This window comes from Acinetobacter towneri, from assembly GCF_017498585.1.
Taxonomy (GTDB): domain Bacteria; phylum Pseudomonadota; class Gammaproteobacteria; order Pseudomonadales; family Moraxellaceae; genus Acinetobacter; species Acinetobacter towneri.
Genome location: NZ_CP071766.1, coordinates 1,961,917 through 1,984,996 on the forward strand (window position 1 = coordinate 1,961,917; position 23,080 = coordinate 1,984,996).

16 protein-coding genes are annotated in these 23,080 nt (G+C 39.6%); 7 read left to right on the forward strand and 9 right to left on the reverse strand.

The features are described from left to right. Positions 1–48 precede the first annotated feature (48 nt). From aceR to J4G44_RS09570, 4 genes are all read left to right on the forward strand, one after another. Positions 49–939, forward strand: coding sequence for an HTH-type transcriptional regulator AceR (aceR, locus tag J4G44_RS09555; RefSeq protein WP_004973259.1), 891 nt, complete (start codon positions 49–51; stop codon positions 937–939). Positions 940–1,028: 89 nt separating this feature from the next. After that, positions 1,029–2,015: a transaldolase gene (gene tal, locus J4G44_RS09560; RefSeq protein WP_136144603.1), complete on the forward strand. Its 987-nt coding sequence runs from the start codon at positions 1,029–1,031 to the stop codon at positions 2,013–2,015. Positions 2,016–2,111: 96 nt separating this feature from the next. Further along, a complete protein-coding gene (leuE, locus tag J4G44_RS09565) occupies positions 2,112–2,774 on the forward strand; it encodes a leucine efflux protein LeuE (protein WP_004973255.1) in 663 nt (220 codons plus the stop codon). Positions 2,775–2,857: 83 nt separating this feature from the next. Continuing rightward, positions 2,858–4,048, forward strand: a complete 1,191-nt coding sequence (locus J4G44_RS09570) for a benzoate/H(+) symporter BenE family transporter (RefSeq protein WP_178865750.1) — start codon at positions 2,858–2,860, stop codon at positions 4,046–4,048. Between the two features lie 30 nt (positions 4,049–4,078). Here the strand turns inward: J4G44_RS09570 and J4G44_RS09575 are convergent, their stop codons facing one another. Next, complete coding sequence (locus J4G44_RS09575; RefSeq protein ID WP_207973957.1) at positions 4,079–5,065, reverse strand: alpha/beta hydrolase; 987 nt, start codon at positions 5,063–5,065, stop codon at positions 4,079–4,081. 293 nt (positions 5,066–5,358) lie between these two features. Here J4G44_RS09575 and J4G44_RS09580 point away from each other — a divergent pair, with 293 nt between their 5' ends. Next, a complete protein-coding gene (locus J4G44_RS09580) occupies positions 5,359–5,808 on the forward strand; it encodes a universal stress protein (RefSeq protein WP_004973248.1) in 450 nt (149 codons plus the stop codon). A 50-nt stretch (positions 5,809–5,858) separates the two neighbouring features. Further along, positions 5,859–6,305: a universal stress protein gene (locus tag J4G44_RS09585; protein WP_004973247.1), complete on the forward strand. Its 447-nt coding sequence runs from the start codon at positions 5,859–5,861 to the stop codon at positions 6,303–6,305. 159 nt (positions 6,306–6,464) lie between these two features. Here the strand turns inward: J4G44_RS09585 and J4G44_RS09590 are convergent, their stop codons facing one another. From J4G44_RS09590 to pepN, 3 genes are all read right to left on the reverse strand, one after another. Continuing rightward, positions 6,465–6,683 (reverse strand): hypothetical protein, encoded by a 219-nt coding sequence (locus J4G44_RS09590; RefSeq protein WP_004973244.1) that lies wholly within the window; start codon positions 6,681–6,683, stop codon positions 6,465–6,467. A gap of 489 nt (positions 6,684–7,172) precedes the next feature. Further along, positions 7,173–8,525 (reverse strand): glutathione-disulfide reductase, encoded by a 1,353-nt coding sequence (gene gorA, locus J4G44_RS09595; protein WP_004973241.1) that lies wholly within the window; start codon positions 8,523–8,525, stop codon positions 7,173–7,175. 661 nt (positions 8,526–9,186) lie between these two features. Continuing rightward, a complete protein-coding gene (pepN, locus tag J4G44_RS09600; protein WP_180158707.1) occupies positions 9,187–11,796 on the reverse strand; it encodes an aminopeptidase N in 2,610 nt (869 codons plus the stop codon). A 371-nt stretch (positions 11,797–12,167) separates the two neighbouring features. Here pepN and J4G44_RS09605 point away from each other — a divergent pair, with 371 nt between their 5' ends. Continuing rightward, the gene (locus tag J4G44_RS09605; protein WP_004973232.1) at positions 12,168–13,325 is read left to right on the forward strand and encodes a hypothetical protein; all 1,158 of its coding nucleotides are present in this window, start codon (positions 12,168–12,170) and stop codon (positions 13,323–13,325) included. Between the two features lie 114 nt (positions 13,326–13,439). Here J4G44_RS09605 and J4G44_RS09610 read toward each other — a convergent pair whose 3' ends face one another. From J4G44_RS09610 to J4G44_RS09630, 5 genes are all read right to left on the reverse strand, one after another. After that, positions 13,440–14,171 carry a hypothetical protein gene (locus J4G44_RS09610; RefSeq protein WP_179988640.1) on the reverse strand — a complete coding sequence of 244 codons (732 nt, stop codon included), beginning with the start codon at positions 14,169–14,171 and terminating at the stop codon, positions 13,440–13,442. Positions 14,172–14,678: 507 nt separating this feature from the next. Beyond that, the gene (locus tag J4G44_RS09615; protein ID WP_096900892.1) at positions 14,679–17,318 is read right to left on the reverse strand and encodes a bifunctional aconitate hydratase 2/2-methylisocitrate dehydratase; all 2,640 of its coding nucleotides are present in this window, start codon (positions 17,316–17,318) and stop codon (positions 14,679–14,681) included. Positions 17,319–17,614: 296 nt separating this feature from the next. After that, a complete protein-coding gene (locus J4G44_RS09620) occupies positions 17,615–17,884 on the reverse strand; it encodes a hypothetical protein (RefSeq protein ID WP_004973220.1) in 270 nt (89 codons plus the stop codon). 200 nt (positions 17,885–18,084) lie between these two features. Then, on the reverse strand, positions 18,085–18,444 hold the full coding sequence (locus J4G44_RS09625) for a hypothetical protein (protein WP_104852111.1): 360 nt from the start codon (positions 18,442–18,444) through the stop codon (positions 18,085–18,087). A 114-nt stretch (positions 18,445–18,558) separates the two neighbouring features. Then, positions 18,559–23,070 (reverse strand): translocation/assembly module TamB domain-containing protein, encoded by a 4,512-nt coding sequence (locus J4G44_RS09630; RefSeq protein WP_207973590.1) that lies wholly within the window; start codon positions 23,068–23,070, stop codon positions 18,559–18,561. Positions 23,071–23,080 lie beyond the last annotated feature (10 nt).

Genomic DNA, 23,080 nt, shown 5'->3' on the forward strand with positions numbered 1-23,080 from the left:
GAGTTAGAATCCATCAATAATATTGAAAAGTAAAACGAATGCTCAGCCATGAATATCAATCAAGATCAGCTGATTATTTTTATCACCGTCATGGAAACGGGTTCTTTTTCTGCAGCTGCACGCCAATTGGGCAAGGTGCCTTCGGCAATTAGTATGTCCATTGCTAATTTAGAAATTGATTTAGACCTAAAACTGTTTGAACGGATTGGGCGTGAACCTTTGCCTACCCCACAAGCGCAGAGTCTTTACGAAAAAAGCAAACAACTGCTCATAGAAATGAAGCAGTGGAAACAACATGCTTTTGCGCTCAGTTCTGGGCTGGAAGCACACTTAAATATTGTGGTGGTGTCTGAATTACTACACACTCGCTGGACAGATTATATTGTGTTACTAGAACAGCAATTTCCTGAATTGCAGATCAATATTTTCTCTGCGCCACAAGAAGATGCACTGCATTTACTCATGACTCAAGCAGCGGACTTGGCCTTTATGTTTGAACGCGAACAATTACAAAGCAGTGAACAATTTGTGGAATTAAAACGTGAAATTTTAGTGCCTGTCGCTGCCCGACATTCACCGCTGGCTGAATCTGATCAAGTCAGTTTTGAACAGATTTTACAAAATCGGCAAATTGTAGTGGCGAGCCGTGATCGGCAGATTAAACCCGAGTTGTTATTTTCTAAGCACTATTGGCGTACCGATAATCATCATTCTGCCTGCAGTATGATTAAGCAGGGTTTAGGCTGGGGTGTCTTGCCCTTGGAAATGCTGAATGAACATCCTGAACTACAACACGAATTAAAAATTTTACAGCTGCTAGATTTCACCCCAAAATTTGAATATTTTGTCGATTTGGTCTGGAGCCGAGAACATCAATTGGGCGCTGCTGCTCATTTTTTGATTAATCACGTCCGAAATCTGAGAAAAACTGGTAAATAATCCACAAACCCTCTTACTTGGTACTTGGGTTAAAAGCTGTTTGTGATATAACTGAATGTATAAGCAATAACCTAAGAACTAGATCTCGAATGACACAGACAGCCTTAAATCAACTAAAAAACTTAACCACCATTGTTGCAGATAGTAGTGACTTGGCTGCGATTGAAAAGTTTCGTCCTTTGGATGCGACCACCAACCCATCACTCATTACGGCGGCTGCAAATCAACCTGAGAATAAAGCGTTGATTGAAGCTGCATTTGAGCAAGCCAAAGCTGAAGGTTATACAAATGATCTATTGGTTGAGCGCAGCATTGATATTTTAACGGTCAAATTTGGTGTAGAAATTTTAAAGCTGATTGAAGGTCGTGTTTCGACTGAGGTGGATGCTTCTTTGTCTTATGACACTGATGCGACCATTGCCAAAGCCAAAGAACTTTTAGCACTGTACCAAGCTTATGGTGTTCATTCAGACCGCATTTTGATTAAGATTGCATCGACATGGGAAGGCATTCAAGCGGCGAAAGTGTTGGAAGCCGAAGGCATTCACACCAATTTAACCTTATTGTTTGGTTTACATCAGGCACATGCTTGTGCAGATGCCAAAGTGACGTTGATTTCACCATTTGTGGGTCGTATTTTAGATTGGTATAAAAAAGCTGAAAATGTCATGTACTACCCTATTGAAAAAGATCCGGGTGTACTTTCGGTGAAGAAAATTTATCAATTCTATAAACAGCATCAAGTACAAACTGAAATTATGGGCGCGAGTTTCCGTAGTATTGATCAGGTTTTGGCTTTAGCTGGTTGTGATTTATTGACCGTTGCACCAAATTTATTGGCAGAACTTGAAGCTGATGAACGAGAAGTCGCTGCAGCGTTATCGACCAATGGCATTCAAGTTCAAGCTGAACCACTGGCAGCAATTGAAAAGGAACAATTCAAAGCGCAACTTGAGGCAGATTTGATGGCGTTCCAATTGTTACAAGGCGGCATTGATGGCTTTATTAAAGCGCGTGAGCAACTTGCCACCCTATTACGCCAGTCTTTCGGCTTAGATGCAGAGATTAAAGCTTAAGCTTTAACCTATCCCAGTAAAATTCCAAAATTTTTACTAAGCCACAAAACCGATGTTGTTATACTGCAACATCGGTTTTTATTTAGGTGAGTTTGCGTGTTTGGTATTAGTGACCTCAGCACTTTTATAATTGGCACAACCTTAATTGTGCTCTTGCCTGGCCCAAACTCACTCTATGTCATGTCAGTGGCTTCACGCTTTGGGATACGCACAGGCTATGCAGCTGCTTTCGGTGTATTTACGGGTGATCTGATTTTAATTGTGTGCACCATTTTAGGGGCAGCCTCATTATTGCATGCTTTTCCATGGCTATTCACCTTATTAAAAGTAGTTGGTGCGCTCTACTTAGGCTATTTAGGTATTAAACTACTGATTGCAGCCTATAAAACATGGTTTCCACAAACCAGAACTTCGCACGCCAATCTTTCTACAACAGCAACGAGCAATACAACTGAACGGGTTCATCCCTACCGAACTGCTTTAATGATTAGCGTTATTAACCCAAAAGCAATTTTGTTTTATTTGTCTTTTTTTGTGCAATTCGTCAATCCTGATTACACCTACCCGATGCTGAGCTTTGCTGTTTTAGCCATCGTCCTACAAATCATTAGCATGGGTTATTTATCTATCTTGATTTTTTCAGGAGTCAAATTAGCCAGTTATTTCAATCAACGCTATAAAATTGCAGCCATTTGCGTTGCAAGCATTGGTATTTTGTTCTGCGGTTTTGGCTTTAGACTGGCAAGCTCAACGCTATAAAAAAAGTATAAAAAACACTTTTGACTATTTGTTCAAATGTGTATGATCTGTTCATAAATTATAGAAAATATGTCTAAGAAAGCATGCAAAAACTTTTAAATGACTTCTCTGTGCCTGCAGTATTTGCAGGTTTTATTACCTTCTTGGTCGGTATTAGTGTTTCCGCGGTTTTAGTCATTCAGGCAGCTCAAATTTTAGGCGCAAGTGCTGAGCAAATCAGCTCTTGGTTTTGCGCGTTGGGTTTAGGTATTGGTCTAAGCGGGCTGATTTTATCTTGGAAATTTAAATATCCTGTGGCGACCTCATGGTCTACCGCAGGCTTGGCACTGATTATCGCCACGGGCAGCGGTTATAGCTTACACGAAGCAATTGGCGCATTTTTGTTTTGTGGCGTACTCACAGCAGTGCTTGGCTTTTTGGGTATTTTTGAAAAGGTACTGACTTATATTCCACAAAGCTTAACCAGCGCCATGTTGGCAGGTGTGCTGCTTAAATTTGGGATTGCCCTATTTACCAGTCTGCAAGAAGCATGGGCATTTATTTTGTCTTTATTGGCAGCCTATGTATTGGCAAAACGATTTAGCCCGCGTTATAGCATTGTTTTAACTGTATTGATTGGGGTCGCACTATGCCCAATCTTCTTGCAATTTCAAATGCCGAGTGTGCAATGGAGTATTGCACAACCAGTTTGGATGCAACCTGAATTAAGTTGGTCTGCTATTTTAGGTTTAGCCCTGCCTTTGTTTGTCATTAATATGGCATCGCAATATTTACCCGGTCTTGCCATGATCAAAAGCTATGGTTTTAACCCAAATGTACGTCACTTAATTGGTTGGACAGGCACAGCACAAGCGATTTTCGCGCCATTTGGATGTTTTAGTGTCAATATCGCATCCATCAGTGCTGCGATTAGCTTAGATGATCAATCGCATCCCGATGCCAGTAAGCGCTATATTGCGGGAATTAGCTGCGGTTTGTTTTATATCTTGATGGGGATATTTGCGGCAACGCTTACCAGTTTGCTGATGGCATTCCCTGCTGTTTTTATTACAGCTTTGGCAGGAATTGCACTGCTTGGCACCATTGGACACAACATCGCCCTCGCTTTTCAGCAGGTTGCAGAACGTGAAGCTGCTTTATTGACTTTTTTATTTAGTGCTTCTGGGGTGCAGTTTTTTGGTATTGGTTCTGCATTTTGGGGACTGATTTTTGGTTGTGTGGTTTTGGCAGTTTTAAAGTTTAAACAGCAAAAGCTAAATAACTTAAGCAGTTAAAAAACACTTTTTCTGAAGCATCGTATTGATTTATTGTATGCGCGATACATTAGGGTCTGCTGTGCTTCGGATAAATTCTACTGTTTTAGCAAAAGTTTGCTGGCTTTCTTTTTGGTGCATAAAAAATTGATATTCGTGAATTAACCATGCTTTTGTATCTGGATAAAATGCTGTCGTCACAGGAATCTGCTGTTGCTGTAAAGCATGCAGCATCGGCATAGATTGAGTTTCTGTTAAAAAGTCTTTGTTACCACCACTGATAAATACCGCAGGATAGTTTGCCGTTAAATGTTGAATAGGCGAAATATTCTTCAGAAATTCACTGTCCTGTTTCCGATCTCCCGTGTAAGCCTGCACCAAATTATAAACACCCCACTCTACGATATTCATTTCATCTGGCGCAGTTTCAACAAACGCTTTTAGATCATAAATCCCGCAGTGCAAAATCAGCCCTTTAAGTTGTTTGTGCTGAATAGTCGGCTGTAAATTAGACTGCTGTGCAAATACAGGATTACTCAATAATGCGGCATAATGGCTCGCTAAATTCGCCCCTGCAGAATCGCCTGCTAAATATAATTGTTGTGGATTAAGCTGATATTTTTCTGCATGTTGCGTGATGTAATTTAAAGCCTGATCAATTTGTTGCAACTGAGTAGGATAAGTTGCATGCGGGGCAAATTGATATTGTACGGCAATTACATTAAAGCCCTGCGCGGCTAATAATTTAAAATAGCCACGTGCGTGGGCTTTTGAACCTGCAATCCAGCCACCACCATGAATCCAGACAATTGTCGGGCGTGCAGCTAAATCTTGCAATTGACTGTCTTGATACAAGTCAAAACTCAAATTGGGCTGCGTGGCATACACAATATCATGTTGCACTTGTATGTTTTTGGGTGCATAGCGATCCATGATTTTTTGCTGCAAGCCTGTGGTGAGATTAAATGCACCAGCAATGATTCGACTGTTCTGCTGCGTGGTTTGACAAGCACTTAACAATATAAAACACAGCAACATCCAAAATAATTTCAAACCACAATTCCCTCAAGATTCATAGGCACAATTCAAACCCAAGTTATTCAAAACATTTGGGGCTGTTTATTTTGAAAATTTAGCAGCTTATTTTATCGTATAGCCTTGCCGTTGAGTTGAGCAATTTCATCATCTTCAGCTTATCTTTTATTTCAGCAAATTTGGCGGGTAATTAAATGAATTATCAATCTTTTTTCAGATTTTAAATTGAACCTATATAGACTATATGCTATCAATAAAGTGTAAGGCGAATAATCATAATTTCTGGAGTTACCCGCATGTCGTACCAAAATATTTTAGTCCCTGTAGATGGTTCACAAATTTCTTTTTCAGCGGTCAAACATGCAGCTGAAATTGCCAAAGTATTTAACAGTAAACTCACCTTAATTAGCCTTGTTGCGGAAGACCCATTTACTGATTCTGACTTTTACTATAATTATTCATCTGCCATTATGAAAGAATACTTTGTGCAAGCGACAGCCAATGCACAAAAGGCATTAAAAGAAGCAGATGAAATTGCGAAAGCAGTGGGTGTAAATGCAGAAACTCGCGTGGTTGAGGGTTTGGTATCTGCTGAAGGTGTAATCAAAACTGCGAAAGACTTAAATGCCGATGTGATTGTGATGGGTTCACATGGTCGTAAAGGTTTCCAAAAATTATTATTGGGTAGCTTTGCCACAGACGTATTACGTCATACAGAATTACCTGTGCTTGTAGTTAAAGCTTAATCACTATTTTAAGCCATATTTTCATCATAAATTTTTAATAAGGATTTGCCATGACAACTTATAAACACTTACTTGTTCCAGTAGATGAGTCACCTATGTCTTATGCTGCAGCCGAACAAGCACTTTCATTGGCAAAAGATCTAAATTGCCCTGTTACTATTATGAGTGTAATTGCAGTTGATCCTTTTGTAGGCGTGGACTTCTACAAAGTTGCACCAGCAATTACCGATTATTTCATGCAGGCTGAACAAAATGCACAAAATCGTTTGGCTGAAATTCAGCAATCCTTTAGCCGTGAAGGTATTTCGGTAGATACCAAAATTATCCGCGGTGTTGCAGCCTCTGAAGGGATTGTACAAATTGCCAATGAAATTGGTGCTGACCTGATTATTATGGGTTCGCATGGCCGTACTGGAGTGAAAAAGATGATGCTCGGTAGCGTTGCCCAAAACGTACTGACTCAGTCTCCTGTTCCTGTTTTGATTGTTAAGGTTTAATTCATTACCAACTGTGCTCTGCCACAGTAAAAGATAAAATAAAAAAATCCCGTTCGCCAATGAACGGGATTTTTCTGGATAAAACTTTTAAAAGCTTTTCTAAATTACATATTATGCAATCCAGTTTAGCTAGGTTGAATATTCATTTCAGACCAAAACTTAATTAACCCGATGCGGTAAACGGAACATTTCATGCGTATCGGTATAAAAACTGCGACCATCTAAATTCAGTTCAATTTCCTGACCACATTCCAACAACACATGTTTTCCGACTTCGACCCATTTAAAACCATCACGGGTATTTTGCTTTTTCTTTGATGCCACCAAAGACACCATAATTTCGCGACCATTCACTGCTTTCGCAAGCATTGTTTGCATTTTTTTCAATATTTACACCAATTCATTTATAACTTACAAATCAAGCTCAAATTAAAATTTTGAGCATAGTTTTTAATACAACAACATTCATCACACTTAATTTGCAGTGCATAGAAAATAAATGCAGCACAGCATGATGATGAATAACTACGAGAGAATAGAGATATTTTTATTGTACAAGTTATATTATAACATAGATTTAAAGTCTTTGCAGCATGGACTACAAAGTTGTAAAGATAAACTTAATAAAACAAAAATTTCTTAATCAAACCTTAATCATTTTCGTGAGATAATCTACCCCAAACACAATGGATGGTGTTTGATCGCACAAGCCCACTTCGGTGGGTTTTCTTATTAGGCTAACTAAATAACGATAACAAACTTTATCTTTCTGACGTTTATCTTCTGATCTTTATCTACAAATTTCAAAAATAAAAACGAGTATGGATTTTTTAACCCATACTCTTTGTGAGCGACCACGCTATTCTATTAACGCATGGTCACAAATTCTTCTGCAGCAGTTGGATGAATTGCAACAGTATTGTCAAAATCCTGCTTGGTCGCACCCATTTTGACCGCGACTGCAAAACCTTGCAAAATTTCATCCATGCCATAACCAATACCATGCACGCCCACGACTTTCTGTTCATCACCAACGCAGACCAATTTCATTTTAGACGCTTGACGATGCTGAGTTACAGCTGTGTACATTGAGGTAAAAGAAGATTGGTAAACTTTAACCTGATCTTGCCCAAACTGTTCAATGGCTTGTGCTTCGCTTAATCCCACCGTACCAATAGGCGGATGACTAAAGACCACTGTGGCAACATTTTGATAATCTAAATATTCATTTGGTTTATTGTTGAATAAGCGCTCAGACAATTTACGTCCTGCGGCAACAGCAACGGGTGTCAGCTCAATTTTTCCAATAATATCGCCCACCGCATAAATACCCGCTTGGCTAGTATTTTGGAATTGATCTACACTGATATATCCTTTTTCATCAATCTGCACATTTGCAGCAGCCAAGTTCAATGCTTGTGTATTTGGTTTACGTCCAACTGCCCAAATCAGACAATCGACCTCATGCTGTGAACCATCTTCAAGGTGTAATAACAAAGACTGATCCGCTTGGCGAGTAACTTTCTTTGGAATGGCTTGCGTATGCACTTGGATATGTTCATCACGCATACATTCAAGTAATGTTTCACCTAAAAATTGATCTAAACTACGCAGCGGCAATTGTTTACGAATAAACAATCCAACTTCTGAACCCAACCCATTTAAAACACCTGCTAACTCTACGGCAATATAACCCGAACCGACAATTGCCGTGCGTTTTGGTAATTGTTGCAATTCAAAGAAACCGTTTGAATCAATTCCTAGCTCTGCCCCTTCAATATCTGGACGTGTTGGCTCAGTTCCTGTGGCTATTAAAATGTGATCTGCAGTGTATTGCTGCTGATTTACTTCAACTGTTTTTTCATTTACAAAACGAGCAAAGCCCTGAATCACATCAACATTGTTTTTAGCTAAACCTGATTGATACGATGCATGGATACGCTGAATATAAGCTTGACGATTTTGAATTAACGTATTCCAATCATGCGATTTTAATTCAGTATTAAAACCATAATCTGGGCCGTATTTTTGAATAGCATCGGCGATTTGCGCAGAATACCACATCACTTTTTTAGGCACACACCCCACATTGACACAAGTCCCGCCCAAATCTGCAACTTCAATTAATGCACATTTTTTACCATATTGCGCCGCGCGATTGGCCGAAGCAATACCACCACTTCCTGCCCCAATTACCAAATAGTCATAATGTTTAGCCATTTCATGCCTCAATTTTTCGTGATTTTTTAGATACTCATCTGCAGAAATTCAGCGCAGAAAAACATTCATTTTCATCAAAACTAACACATAAAACTGCATTTCCCAAGTCAGCCATATTGTCTAAATACACAAAATCGACACACTGTCATTCAATTGATTTCACTGCCAATAAAACTGACTATTCACTTAAATTTTACGCTTTTAAGGCTATAATATAAATTTGATTTTTTATCATTGGGGTCAATGTGAAGCAGTGGGTTTACGTTCTGATATGTAGCTTTATCACTTTCGGCTGTTCCCCATCCCAACCGTCAGATCAAGCCCCAAGCATGTTTGATGAACTCGATCTCATCAATACCAAAATGAATGAAATCTTGCTTCGCGATTTAGATAACTATTCTGCAGATGAGCGCAAACATATTATTTGTGAAGAATATACGCAGATTTACAAACATGAATATATGCCAATTGTACTTAAAATTCTAAACCTGAAGATCGGCAATATAACGAGAAAAAATTACTTGCTGAATTAAATGAAACTTACACCAACTATAAAAATGAATATCAAATTCGCTGTGACTAAGCTAGATTATTTTTAATGTATTCCAGCCACAAAAAAGCCATTTCAACGAATTGATGAAATGGCTTTTAGTTTTTTAACTTAAACCTCTAACATACTATTTAGGGTTTCAACCACGTTTTTAGATTTCACCACAGACTGCAAATTTAGCAACGCTGCTTGCACTTGGTTACGTTGTGGCTCTGCCAAAGTGTACCAACGCGACAACACCTGCAATAAACGCGAACCTACAATTGGGTTTTTCTCATCTAAATACTTGGCTAAGTCAATAAAATGCTGAACACCAAAACTCCATGTATTCACAGGGTTGCTATTTAAACCACCACTGACTGAACGAATACGGTTAGGTGTACCCAAATCATAATCAGGATGTGCAGTTAAAGCCTGAATGGTTTCAGCTGTCGCTTTTGGATGTGAAGCTTGAACCATAAACCATTGATCAAGTGCTAAAGCTTCATCTTTAAAACGTGTATAAAAATCTTCCAAAGCAGCTTTGGCTTGCGGTGCATCATTCCACACCAAGACACGCAATACCCCTAAACGCTCAGACATATTTCGAGTGGTATGGTATTGCTGCTGTGCCAGCTCAAACGCTTTGGCATCGCCCTGACGTGCCATTAACGCCAACATGATATTCTTTAAAGCACGTACACCCATTGCCTGAGAGAAATCTTGCTGCATGTCTGGATCAAGGCTTAAATAGGTTTCTTTGCAGAATGCACCAAGTTCGCGCGCCAATGTATCTAACAGCGCATTGCGTTGTTGCTGAATTTTTTCAGGTTGATAATTTTGATCAATACGGCTGCCCAAATAGCCTTCAGAAGGTACATCAAAAATACGTGATGCCAACAAAGGATCTTTTTCAATTAAAGCAGGTACTGTATTTTTCATGGCTTGCAAATAAGTATCTGCTGCATGTTCTTCCAATAAAATACGTTCCAATAGAGTCTGAGTCGCCTGCCACTGGTTAAAGCCATTGGTTTCGTGCTGCATTAAAAATGCCAATTCATCATTAGAATAGTTAAATTCTAAATTCACAGGTGCAGAAAAATTACGCAATAAAGAAACAACGGGATGCGCAGTTATACCGCTAAATTCAATACTTGCTTGTGCCTGATCAAACAAATACACACCATCTTTTACTGAGTTTTCAACCAAAGCTTCAGACTGCAAAATATATTGCTCGCCTGTTTCTGCATTGAACAATGCCAATGCAACAGGAATAGGCAATGCTTTTAAGTTTGGATATTTGGCATTGCTTTTCAGACTTTGTTTTAAATTTAAACGATAAACCTGCGCAGCCGCATCGTATTCGCCCTGCACTTCAAGCTTTGGTGTGCCTGGTTGATTGTACCAAGTCAGGAAATTAGATAAATCAACACCTGAACCTGCGCTTAAAGCATTGACCCAATCTTCAACCGTGACTGCTTGTCCATCATGACGACGGAAATATTCATCACTACCTTTACGGAATTTTTCTTTACCGAGTAAAGTCGACATCATGCGGTTAATTTCCGCACCTTTTTCATAGACTGTTGCGGTATAGAAGTTATTAATTTCTACAAAATGATCTGGACGTGGCGGGTGCGATAACGGGCCAGAATCTTCAGGGAATTGATGTGCTTTGAGTACCGCTACATCATCAATACGCTGTACTGCGGCAGACTGTAAATCTTCAGAGAAAGACTGGTCACGGAATACCGTTAAACCTTCTTTTAAACACAACTGGAACCAATCGCGGCAAGTAATACGGTTACCTGTCCAGTTATGAAAATATTCATGCGCAATCACGGACTGCACACGCATAATCGCAGCATCGGTGGTGTATTCTTCATCGGCTAATACACATGACGTATTGAAAATATTCAGACCTTTATTTTCCATTGCGCCCATATTGAAGGCACTGGTCGCCACAATCATATAATTATCTAAATCATACGGCAGACCATAGTGTTCTTCATCCCAACGCATCGAATGTTTTAACGCTTGCATAGCAATTTTGCATTTTGGAATGTCTTTTTCTTCTGCATAAATTTCCAGTGCAACATTACGCCCTTCAGATGTCACATAATGGTCTTTCATGACTGCCAAATCGCCAATCACACAAGCAAATAAATAGCTTGGCTTTTTGGTCGGGTCTTGCCAAATCGCATAATGACGACCTTCGCCTGCTTCACCTGTTTCTAACAAGTTGCCGTTTGCCAATAACACAGGATATTTTTTATCGGCTTCAACACGTGTGGTAAATACCGACAATACGTCTGGGCGGTCAGGATAGAAGGTAATTTTACGGAAACCTTCAGGCTCGTTTTGGGTAACAAATAAATCAGAACTTGCCTGATATAAGCCTTCAAGTTGCGTATTGCTTTCAGGATGAATGATCACGATGGTTTCTAACGTGACTTGATCAGGTGCATTTGCAATGCGAAGCTGCTCACTATCTAATTGATAGTCACTTTCCGATAATTCCGTGCCATTCAAAATAATAGATTTCAATTCTAAATCACGGCCCAATAACACCAAATCGCCTGCAGTCTGACGCTGCATTTTCAATGTTGCACCCACTTGGGTGTAATCTGCATAGACTTGAATATCTAGCTCTACAGCATCTACCAAGAATGAAGGTTTTTGATAGTCTTTTAAATAGATAGTTTGGCTGGCTTCAACCATAGGATTTGCTGCAATATTCATCTTGTCCTCATTCTTTGTGGCGATGCGCTTGTTTTTGTAAAGTTGCAATGATCATACGACAACTTTCAACATCTGTCTGCGCACAATCTATTTCAGTCTTATTCAACAATGCTGATTTATATGGGCGCTCAACCCAAGCTTTTCAATCCTATCTGGATTAATCCTGTACAAGTAACATAAAAGCAGACTGTTTAAATCAATACCTGTATTGCTATTACGCGTAAATTTAATATTTTGATATGCAACTTCACTTCAAATACGACCAACACAGGCTAATTTTGATGATGATCAAAAGCACAGAAGCTTCCACTTTTCAGTACACAAGCCATGTATAATGACATATCACGATTTACTTGAGCTTCTATTTCACAATGCTACAAATTCTGCAAAAACAATTAGATGAAAGCACATTATGCCCTTTGTGTCAGGCATCTATGTATTGGGTAGAAGCAGAACAATATGAGCAGGAATTAAATTTTCACCAATGTAGTCATTGTGAACATCGCATCTTTCAAAATAGCCAACAACAAAACTGTCATTGCGCAAGCTGTACCCAACAACGCAAAAAAATCATGGCGGAAACCCGCTTGCAAGAACAACAAAAATTCAAAAAACAGGATGCACCTGAACGCGAATTAAATCAGCTGCGTTTTATAGATAAATTATTTTTATTGAGTATTTTAGATCAGCATGCACAGGAACATATTCCACATGAAGAATTTATAGATTGGGAAAAAATCAAGTATTTAAATATTACCCCCAACTATTTTTTCCAGCACGGCATGATCAAACATTTGCTAAAAGAGCAAATATTAATTGCCAAAGATTTTGCGGAAAATGCGCAGCAATATTATATCAATGTCCGTTTAGATGGTTATTCTGAACCAAGCTTATTCAGCATTGCACAACAATTACGTTATTGGTTTTATGAAAATCTGAGTATGGGCACACCGTTCAAAACAGCAGATGAAGTCAAAGATGCGCTGTATTTATTGCTGTATCAAGAGATTGTGCAGTTTATGCAATTTTATTGTCGGACTTGGGGAATACAAATTGCGGGCAACCATAGTTTTCAGAGCTTTTGCTACCGACTTTTAGATGTCTTGGCGGTTGGGCAAATTTATTACTTGGTGCAAACTGCTTTGGAATTTTTATACCAACAAAAAGCACTCAAACCGCGTAATGAAAACTTTATTAATACCAATTTACTGAAAAAGACTGTGCAGCAATACCGAGAACGGTCAGTGGCTGAAAAATGGGAGACCTCTACCCTGCCACGCCCGCCTAATTTGCCTTTCAGCTATATGAGCGAAATTTTATTCTTCCGCTTTTTGGGTTATGACGAAAGGATTTTCTTTCAACCTGTGTGGCGTTCTTGGCGAAAAATTGAAGCACGACTTAAATTTTATTCACTTAAACGCTGTATGCACTGCGGATCGGATGAACTGACTGTCGATTATGACGCAGAAAATTATGTGTCCTTATTTTGTCGCAACTGCAAACATCAAGATCATTATTTCACTCAATAAAACTTTGGTGAAGATGATGGTTACACCCCATCACTGCCCAAATTCATCATCTACTGCAGTATAGAGTCAACAGGATACGTACAGAGGATTACAGTTTTTCGATGTGATAAGCACCTAATCCACTTTTCTGTTTAGTGCTAAATTGAGTGCCGTTTCAGATAAAGTTTTACCGTCTAATTTACAAATACACATAATGCCCCAACCATCAAAATAATCAGGCGCGTGCTGCAAAAAGAAATTGGAATGTACATCTTGCGGAATTCTCAAATGCATCAGTTGCTCAAAACTTCGTGCTGGAGAATGAGTTTCATGCACATATACGCCTTCACCGCGCTTTTGAATTTCAGGATACCGTGCCGCCATAAGCTGCAAAACTTCATGATATTCCTTAGGCATAGTTTTCCCGACTCTTGGGAAAAAACTTTTAGAACACGAAGCAAACAAAGAATAAATCTTCGGTTGATTAATGCTAATCACAAACCACAATGGAATAAATGGATTTTTTAAGCGTCGATTCAACATGGCTTTGACTGCACTTGGAATCGTCAAATTTTGTTTTTGATATTCAGACAAAAAACCCGCTCGTGAATTGACCACATGCATAGGCTGTTCATTATAATGAATCAAAATAAAAGGAATAACATTTTGCCCAACCACTTGATCTCGATCATGATATTGAATAACCGTGACTGCGATTGCATCGGGGTCATAAACAAAGGCTTTAAATTCTTCTAAACTCGAATTTGGAAAGATTTTTTGATCGAATTGATAAATTTTTTCAAAAAAATACGATTGCTGCTGCATTGAAAGCGCTTTAAAGTCAAAAACTGTTTCTATTAAATTCATAAAAACAACCCAGTTTCATATTTAAAGAGAGACGCAAAATTTTTTTAATTGGTCAATGCATTAATAATATGACACATTTTAATTACATAATTTTACAATCATTATAGTAAGTTATTAAAAAATATCCAATTTCATTAAAATTAAAACTAAGTAGTTCATTTCAATAAAGTTTTTACCAAAAATTATAATTAAAATTGAATACCAGCATTAATCCATTATATTTTGTGACGCAGTTTACATTATTTTATGACGAACGGTATTGATAGGCAAATTTATATTGTTTTAATAAGTTAAATCCTAATTTATTTCATAGCTTACGCCCCTATTTTTAAAATCAGCTAGGCAAGCTGAAATATCACAATCTATGCTGTTTTAAATGTCATTCATTATTAGATTGAAATTTTACACATAAAAATAAGGGCTGAATAATCAGCCCTTATTTGATCTTGCTTATCGCTCAACACTCGAACAAATCATAGATTTGCTCTTGCGTTTGCTTTTCCTAACTTAGGTCAACTGAGCAGCAGCAATTTTCTTGGTGTCTACATTCGCAGCAGCGTCTGTGTAGCTTTCCATCTGGTCAAAGTTCAAGTACTTGTAGATGTCAGCAGACATGCTGTCGATTTGAGAAGCGTACTGTTGGTATTCTTCTGGTGTTGGTAACTTACCAAGTACCGCTGCAACAGATGCAAGCTCAGCAGAAGCTAAGTAAACGTTTGCACCTTGACCTAAACGGTTCGGGAAGTTACGTGTAGAAGTAGATACTACAGTTGTGTTCGGTGCTACACGTGCTTGGTTACCCATACATAATGAACAACCTGGCATTTCTGTACGCGCACCCGCTTTACCATAAGTGTTGTAGAAGCCTTCTTCCATAAGTTGACGCTCGTCCATACGAGTTGGAGGCGCTAACCATAGACGAGTAGATAAAGAACCACCAGGAACTTTGTCTAATAACTTACCAGCAGCACGGAAGTGGCCGATGTTTGTCATACAAGAACCGATGAACACTTCATCAATTTTGTCACCTTGAACGTCAGAAAGAAGTTTTGCATCATCTGGATCGTTCGGGCAGCAAAGGATTGGTTCTTTGATGTCTGCAAGGTCAATTTCATACACTTTAGTGTATTCAGCGTCAGCATCAGCTTTAAGAAGTGATGGGTTCGCTAACCATTTTTCCATGTTCTCAACACGACGAGCCATAGTACGCGCATCGCCATAACCTTCAGAAATCATCCACTTAAGCATGGTGATGTTTGAACGAAGGTATTCAGCAACTTTCTCTTCAGAAAGTGTGATAGAACAACCTGCAGCTGAACGCTCAGCAGAAGCATCAGACAATTCAAATGCTTGTTCAACTGTTAAGTCAGTTTCCATTTCTGTTAAGTCGATTTCTAAGATACGACCAGAGAAGATGTTTTTCTTACCTTTCTTCTCTACAGTTAAGTCACCTTCTTTAATTGCGTAGTAAGGAATCGCATGTACAAGGTCACGTAAAGTGATACCAGGCTGCATTTTACCTTTGAACTTCACAAGTACAGACTCAGGCATGTCAAGTGGCATAACACCAGTTGCTGCAGCGAACGCTACAAGACCAGAACCCGCTGGGAAAGAAATACCAATTGGGAAACGAGTATGCGAGTCACCACCAGTACCTACTGTATCTGGAAGAAGCATACGGTTTAACCAAGAGTGGATAATACCATCACCTGGACGTAAAGAAACACCACCACGGTTCATGATGAAGTCAGGAAGCGTGTGTTGCATTTGAACGTCAACTGGTTTTGGATACGCAGCTGTGTGACAGAAAGATTGCATTACTAAGTCTGCAGAGAAACCTAAACAAGCTAAATCTTTTAATTCGTCACGTGTCATTGGACCTGTTGTATCTTGAGAACCAACAGTAGTCATCTTAGGTTCGCAGTAAGTACCTGGACGAACACCTTGACCTTCTGGAAGACCACAAGCGCGACCTACCATTTTTTGAGCTTGAGTGAAGCCTTTGCCTGTGTTTTCAGGTTGTACTGGAGTACGGAACAAAGTAGATGGTGCAAGACCTAAAGCTTCACGCGCTTTAGCTGTCAAACCACGACCAACGATCAAGTTAATACGACCGCCTGCACGTACTTCGTCTAGAAGCACTGGAGTTTTAAGTTCAGATTCAGCGATTTGTGCGCCGTCTTTGAACGCTGTTACTTTAGCAGCAGCATGGTCGATTTTAAGAGTGATTTCATCACCCATGTTCATATTAGAAACGTCGATTTCTACTGGTAAAGCACCCGCATCTTCCATTGTGTTAAAGAAGATTGGCGCAATTTTACCACCTAAGCAGTAGCCGCCATCTTTTTTGTTTGGAATGTGCGCGATTTCATCACCGAAGAACCAAAGTACAGAGTTAGTTGCAGACTTACGAGAAGAACCTGTACCAACAACGTCACCCACGTAAGCAACTTGGTTGCCTTTCGCGATAAGGTCTTTGATTTGGTTTAATGGACCAACTTCACCAGGAACTTCTGGGTTGATGCCATCACGTACGTTTTTCAACATTGCATTTGCGTGCAATGGAATGTCTGGACGACTCCATGCGTCTTGTGCAGGTGACAAGTCGTCAGTGTTGGTTTCGCCAGTAACTTTAAACACTGTAAGTTTGATTTCTTCAGGTACATCTTTACGGCTAGTGAACCATTCAGCATCAGCCCAAGATTGTAAAACTGCTTTCGCGTTTTCGTTACCTGCTTTTGCTTTGTCTGCTACGTCATGGAACGCATCAAATACAAGCAAAGTGTTTTTCAATGCTTCAGCTGCTAAGCCAGCCAATTCAGCATTGTCTAAAAGCTCTACTAAAGGTGCTACGTTATAACCACCAAGCATTGTACCTAGTAAGTAAACTGCGCGCTCTTTAGAAACGAGTGGAGAGGTTGCTTCACCTTTTGCTACAGCAGCTAAGAAAGCAGCTTTAACGTATGCCGCTTGGTCAACACCTGCAGGTACACGGTTTTCAATCAAATCAACCAAATAAGCTTCTTCGCCTGCTGGTGGATTTTTTAATAATTCAACTAATGCAGCTGTTTGCACATCATCAAGTGGCTTCGGTGGGACTCCGAGTGCGGCACGTTCTTCAACGTGTTGGCGGTAAGCTTCTAGCACGGTGTTATTCCTCTTTTTTAAAAAATTATTTGTGAATTCCTGCTTTTAAAGCATCACAAACAATATGGACTGCAAAATTTTACTAAACTTCCGGTTAAAAGTTAATGCAACTAGAGTGTTTCTTTGTGATGCCCATTATTTTATAACTAAATGATGCGCATATTGTTCAATTTACAGACAAAACACGACTTAATTTTAACTTTGTCTGTATGTACACTAACTTTTCGCCTAAAGTTTAACTCGTAAAAAAGGCAACACTCATGTTGCCTGTTCTAATGAATGAATGATATTCCACCTTAGTGTACTGTTGTGGCTTGAAGATAGTGCTGTAATTGTTCGCGACTACCTTCAAACTTGAGTTGAATTTCATCTTCATGCAGCATACAGTGTTCTGCACTGGTAAATGAAATTTGAACTTGATATATCTTTGCAGGTGCATCAATTTGCTGACGTAAATACACCCTATCACCTAAACTTAAAACATAATGACTACCGCCAATTACCGCGACACCTTGTTCATCTTCTAAGAGCAAATCTGCATTATGCAGGTAAGCAACCACTTCCATTATGCGCTCCTACTGTTTTTGTTATGTTTTTAATTATTCATGAAAAAGATAAGCTTTGCCAGTTTTAAGATTTAGAACTTGTCACAATTTATTTGTTATTTATTTTAGTTTTAGACGTTTTATTTACTTAGGCTATTTTTGATAAAAGATATAGAGGTACAAAACATATTTCAATTTTAATTCATAAAAAAACCGTTCTTTTAGAACGGCTTGTAATCAGGCATTTTATCATGCGGTGTCGCGATACATTTTTCAGTAAATTGCGTACGGACTTTTTCACGTGCCGCATCAACATCACCATTAATTTCTTCAAGTGGCAATGCATATACTTGCTCAATAATCTCTGAGATAAAATTACGGGTAATGTCATCTTCAATTTTATTGGCATGCTCAATCGCACGTTCTTTTTCAATCGCATTTTGACGATCTAGCATGATGGTACGCGCAGCATTGCCAACACTTCGGCAATAGCCTTGCCATTGTTCTTCAGGGGTTAAGGGTTTCTTTTCTGCACAACCCATTAATGCAAGCACTGCAGTCACCACCAAAATCTTTTTCATTGAAGCTCTCCTGTTGTGCTTATGATAATCAAAAGTTGACATAAATACGAAACTATCCATGCACAAGCTTAAAAAATGCGCTCTGATAGAACGCATTTTTAAGTGAGGTTGCCGTTAGAAGCGCCAGTTATAGAAAATATCCACTGCGCGTTCTAAAGCTTGGCTGGCTTCTAAGTACAGTCGCTTATTCATTTGATAACGCAAAGTCAATTTATTGACAGGTGTGAAAACCCCCACACCATAACGAATAAACAAGTCTGGGGTGATATAACCCGTCAAACTGACTTGGGTATCATCGCCTGTACCTTGGGCATCAAGTGCCAAACCACTTAAACCGAAGGTACGTCCAATTTGATTGGTCAAGGCACGTGTACCACCCAATCCCATACTAATACCTGCCGCTGCAATAGTATTGTTGACGTCTGACTTAAAGCTTTCGGTCTGACTTAAACCACTGGTACCTTCATTGATACGACCTGTGATCAAAGCATTTAATGCTTCTTGTTCAGATAAGCCTGCATCGTTATAGACCTGAATGTTCGGACTGCTGGCTGTGCCTGTAACTCTAAAGCCGACCATGCTGCCCTGTACATTTTTATTGGCATCCATATCTAAAGTTGGGTTAGAAATTGGGCCATTAAAACGCGCAATGGCACGGTTCAAATCCAGACTTTGTCCATAGGCTTCAATTTTCACACGCTGGCTGACCCCAATCGCACCATTGGCACGCATCGCAGTTTCTAAACCACGTTGAGATAAATACAAACGTCCAATCAGTGGAATACGGCTATTAAAACCTTGGAAAATGACCAGATCACCCAAATTCAATTCAAGATCGGCACGAATATCCCATGGACGAGCTGAACGTAATAATGCCAGTTGATCTTGTCCTTCATGTACCACACGCACATCCGAAGACACGTTAACCACAGGTGCAGACACTTCAGGCATAGAAATTAAAGCCCGAGGTACATCTACACGTCCTTTTAAACTCAGTTTTTTCTGGAAAGGTAAAACATCTAAGGATACATCTGGCGTAATCATTGCAGTAATTAGCGGTGCTTGACGAATTAATAAGTCTTTACCGTTTAAATTTAACTGAATACGCGGATCATTTTTCCAATCCACACTGCCCGTTAAACGCCCTACACCACCACCGCTGTTAAATGCGCCATTAATGCTGGCTTGATCTTGGCGGATAGAGGAATAGACCTGCACATTGGTCAGATTTACAGGTAACGAAATCATGCTGATCGCACCATCTTTCAGGCGCATTTCACCTGTGAGCAATGGTGAAGTTAAAGTCCCATTGATCTTGCCAGCAAAGGACAAAATGCCTGCCATTGAGCGCACATCGGCAATAAACGGTTTAAAGACTTTGAGTTGTACCTGATCAAAGGCAATTTCGCCGCGCATTGGCATATTTTTGGTGTAAGGATCAATCAGCACATTGGCATAACCCGTACCAATTTCAGGCGTTTTCACATCTATACGTAATTTCAAGCCTTCGGCAATACTTTTTGCGACCACTGCCACTTGTTCATAACGCAAGGTAGAGCCGATATCTTGTGGATCGTCCGCAGCAAGTCCAATGACGCCATCACGCGTGACCAAATGTGCATCAATTTTTGGCTTCTGTCCTTTTGCCCACGCCGCTTTGGCATACCCATTAACCTTGCCTGTAATCGCCAAACCTTCAGGCATAAATGCAGAAAAGTCATTTAAGTCTAAGTTTTGAGTCACAAATGATGCATTGGCTTTGGTTTTACTCACACGAATAGGTTGATCAAAACACAATTGGCTTTGCTGACTCATCCAACAATGCGCACCAACATACAACTCACTGGTTCTATGTTGATATATCACGGCCGCGTTTTGGCGCTGTGCCAAGTGGGTTCTTAAGGAGTCAAAATCTCCTTTCTGAATTTGTCCCATCCAATCATTTTGTGCATTTAAACCACCCGCCAATTGTATATAAAACTTACTCAGCTTATTTTCGGCTTCTAGTTTTAAAATATGTGCCTGACGTGTACCTGCTAAAGAAATCTGCCCTTGCTCGATGCCACGGTTGCCACTGCGTAAATTTTCCATGGATGCCGTCATCAGCGTTGGCGTATTTTCAGAGGTTGGCAATTCACCTTGTAGGCGCAATTTACGCACGCTGAAAATATTATTTACACTGAACTGATCAACAGCGAAATTGGCAGTGGCTTGTAAGCGTGGCTGCGACTGCACATTGATATAGCCATACGCACGTCCACGTAAACCTGAATAGATTTCGTATAAAGCAGGCGCATTGACTTTAATACGCAGATTTTGTGCATTCCCCGTTGCTTGTAACTGATTTTTGGCATAAGACAAAAATAGATTATTGGCTTCAAACTGTTGTGGTAAAAAGCCTTTTTGATTAGCATCAATCAACATGGCTAAATTCCCCGTACCACGTACAGGTTTATTATTGAGCATGCCTGCCAAATTCAGACGTTCAATGTTGATCCGTTTTTGAGTGTCTGACCAAATACCTTGAGTGCGAATATTGCCCGATAATTCACCACGTACACTGGACACAAAATAGTGCGGCTTAAAGCGAATTAAAGAAGCGTTTAAATTCCAGCTCACCCCCTGATTCAAATGCAGCAAACCATCCGCCACAATTTGCCCTGCAACACCATTATGGCGTAAGTCGCTAATTTTAATTAGTTCCGGCGTACCCGATAATTTTAGTTTTAAATGTCCTTCACTGCCTTGAATGGCACTGGCATTTAACCCACCATCATAATTCACGGCAAAACTTTTAAAGCCACCACCAGCTTTCACATCATGGAACAATAAAGCGATGGTGCTTTGCCCAGTTAAATGTACGTTTTCATTTTGATTGACCAAACGCCCTGTCAAATTAATATCTTTCAAATGAATAATTTGCTGATTCGGCAATGCAAAACCATTGGCTTTAAACTGCCCATTTAACACATTAACAGGTGCTGCGGTGCTGATACTTTGCGGATTAAAGTTTTTCGCAGCCAATACCGCATTCCATTTCAACTGACGTTTATCAGTTGGTAAATCAATGACGGCGCTGCCTGCCAAATGACTATCTGCAGTATCAAATTTAAAATTAGGAATATTTAAACGATTATTCTTTAAATTCAATTTGGCTTGGTACATGCCCGCAGGTAACATGGTTTTTTCATGTGTGCTGACTTTAGTCGCCACAAAAATATCTTGCTGACCTTCTACTAAGGCCATTTGCACATCACCCGATTCACTTTTTAACCAACCTACATAAGGTACTGCACGGTCAATATTATTCCAGCGCACATCCAATACCATTGGACTCGCCGTTTTACCTTGTATAGGATTTTGGTCTAGTTTTAAGTTCCATGTTTCAAATCTGTCAAAATCAACTTGTGCAGTTAAATGCGTACCTTTTTCCAAATGACCTTTAGAAGTCAAATTGGCATCTAAACTTGGCGGTAAAAAGTCTTTGACCACTTGAGGAATTATTGGATCTTTAGGATTAATTTTATCCAAACGCCCTGTTAAATCCCAACTCACTTTTTGATCCCAACTAACGACACCTGCCACATTAGCTGCACCTTGCATGAGTTGTGCATTTAAATTACTGATATTCAGTTGATGAACTAAATCGGTATACATCAAACCTGTATATTGACCTTTAGGAATGTTTTTACCACTCAAATCCGTATTGACATCAATATCTAAACGGTTAATGTCGCCTTTAAATTTGGCTGCGCCCGCTTGAGTAAAAAGTTCCTGCTCGGTCAAAATCGGCCAACGGTAGTCTTTAAATTGTAACTCACCAAACATGGGCACTTGTTTGCGCATAGGGTGCAACACTACCCATCCTGTCAGCAAGTCAGGCGTATTTGTTGCAATACCTGCCTGAACTGTATCGAGCGTGCCTTTGCCAACCACCTTAATATCGTGAATATTTAAGCTGTTATGTAAAGATGGAATATTTAAAACCCCCACCACATTAAGCGGATATTTACCCTCAAACTTCATATTGCCTGTGGCATTACGTACATTCAAATACTCCATATCCATCTTGGAGTCTTCAAATTTAAGCTCTGTACCCGACCATAAGGCATTGTTTAAATGAATATCGTAAAAATCGATCTGAGTTCCAGAAGCGGTTTGAATCAATAAATGATCGACATCGGCAGTGTCTAAACGCAAAACAAAGGGTAAACGGATTTCATTGAATTTGAATGGATCATCACTCGGTGGGCCTTTTGGATAAATCCGCAGATTACGCACATCGGCACGGTTAAGATGGATTTCTTTATCTAGTATGGCACGCCAACCAAGAATGACATCGGCACGGTCAATTTTGACATCAACAGGTTTTAAGCTGACGATGATATTGCGCAAAATAATCCCGCGCCATAAATTACCGCCTTCATATTCATATTGAATAATTTCTTGGCGCTGCAATACACTATCTAATAAGAACTTTGAGCCACGGTCTGTTGAGAACATCAACACCAAAGCGGACACCAATAACACCAGCATCAACAGCAGTGACAATAAAACGCTCCTGAGTATTCGACGCTTTTTTGGTGGCGTTACTGGAGTTTCTGGTTGCTGTTCAACTTCAGCCATAATGTTCTCT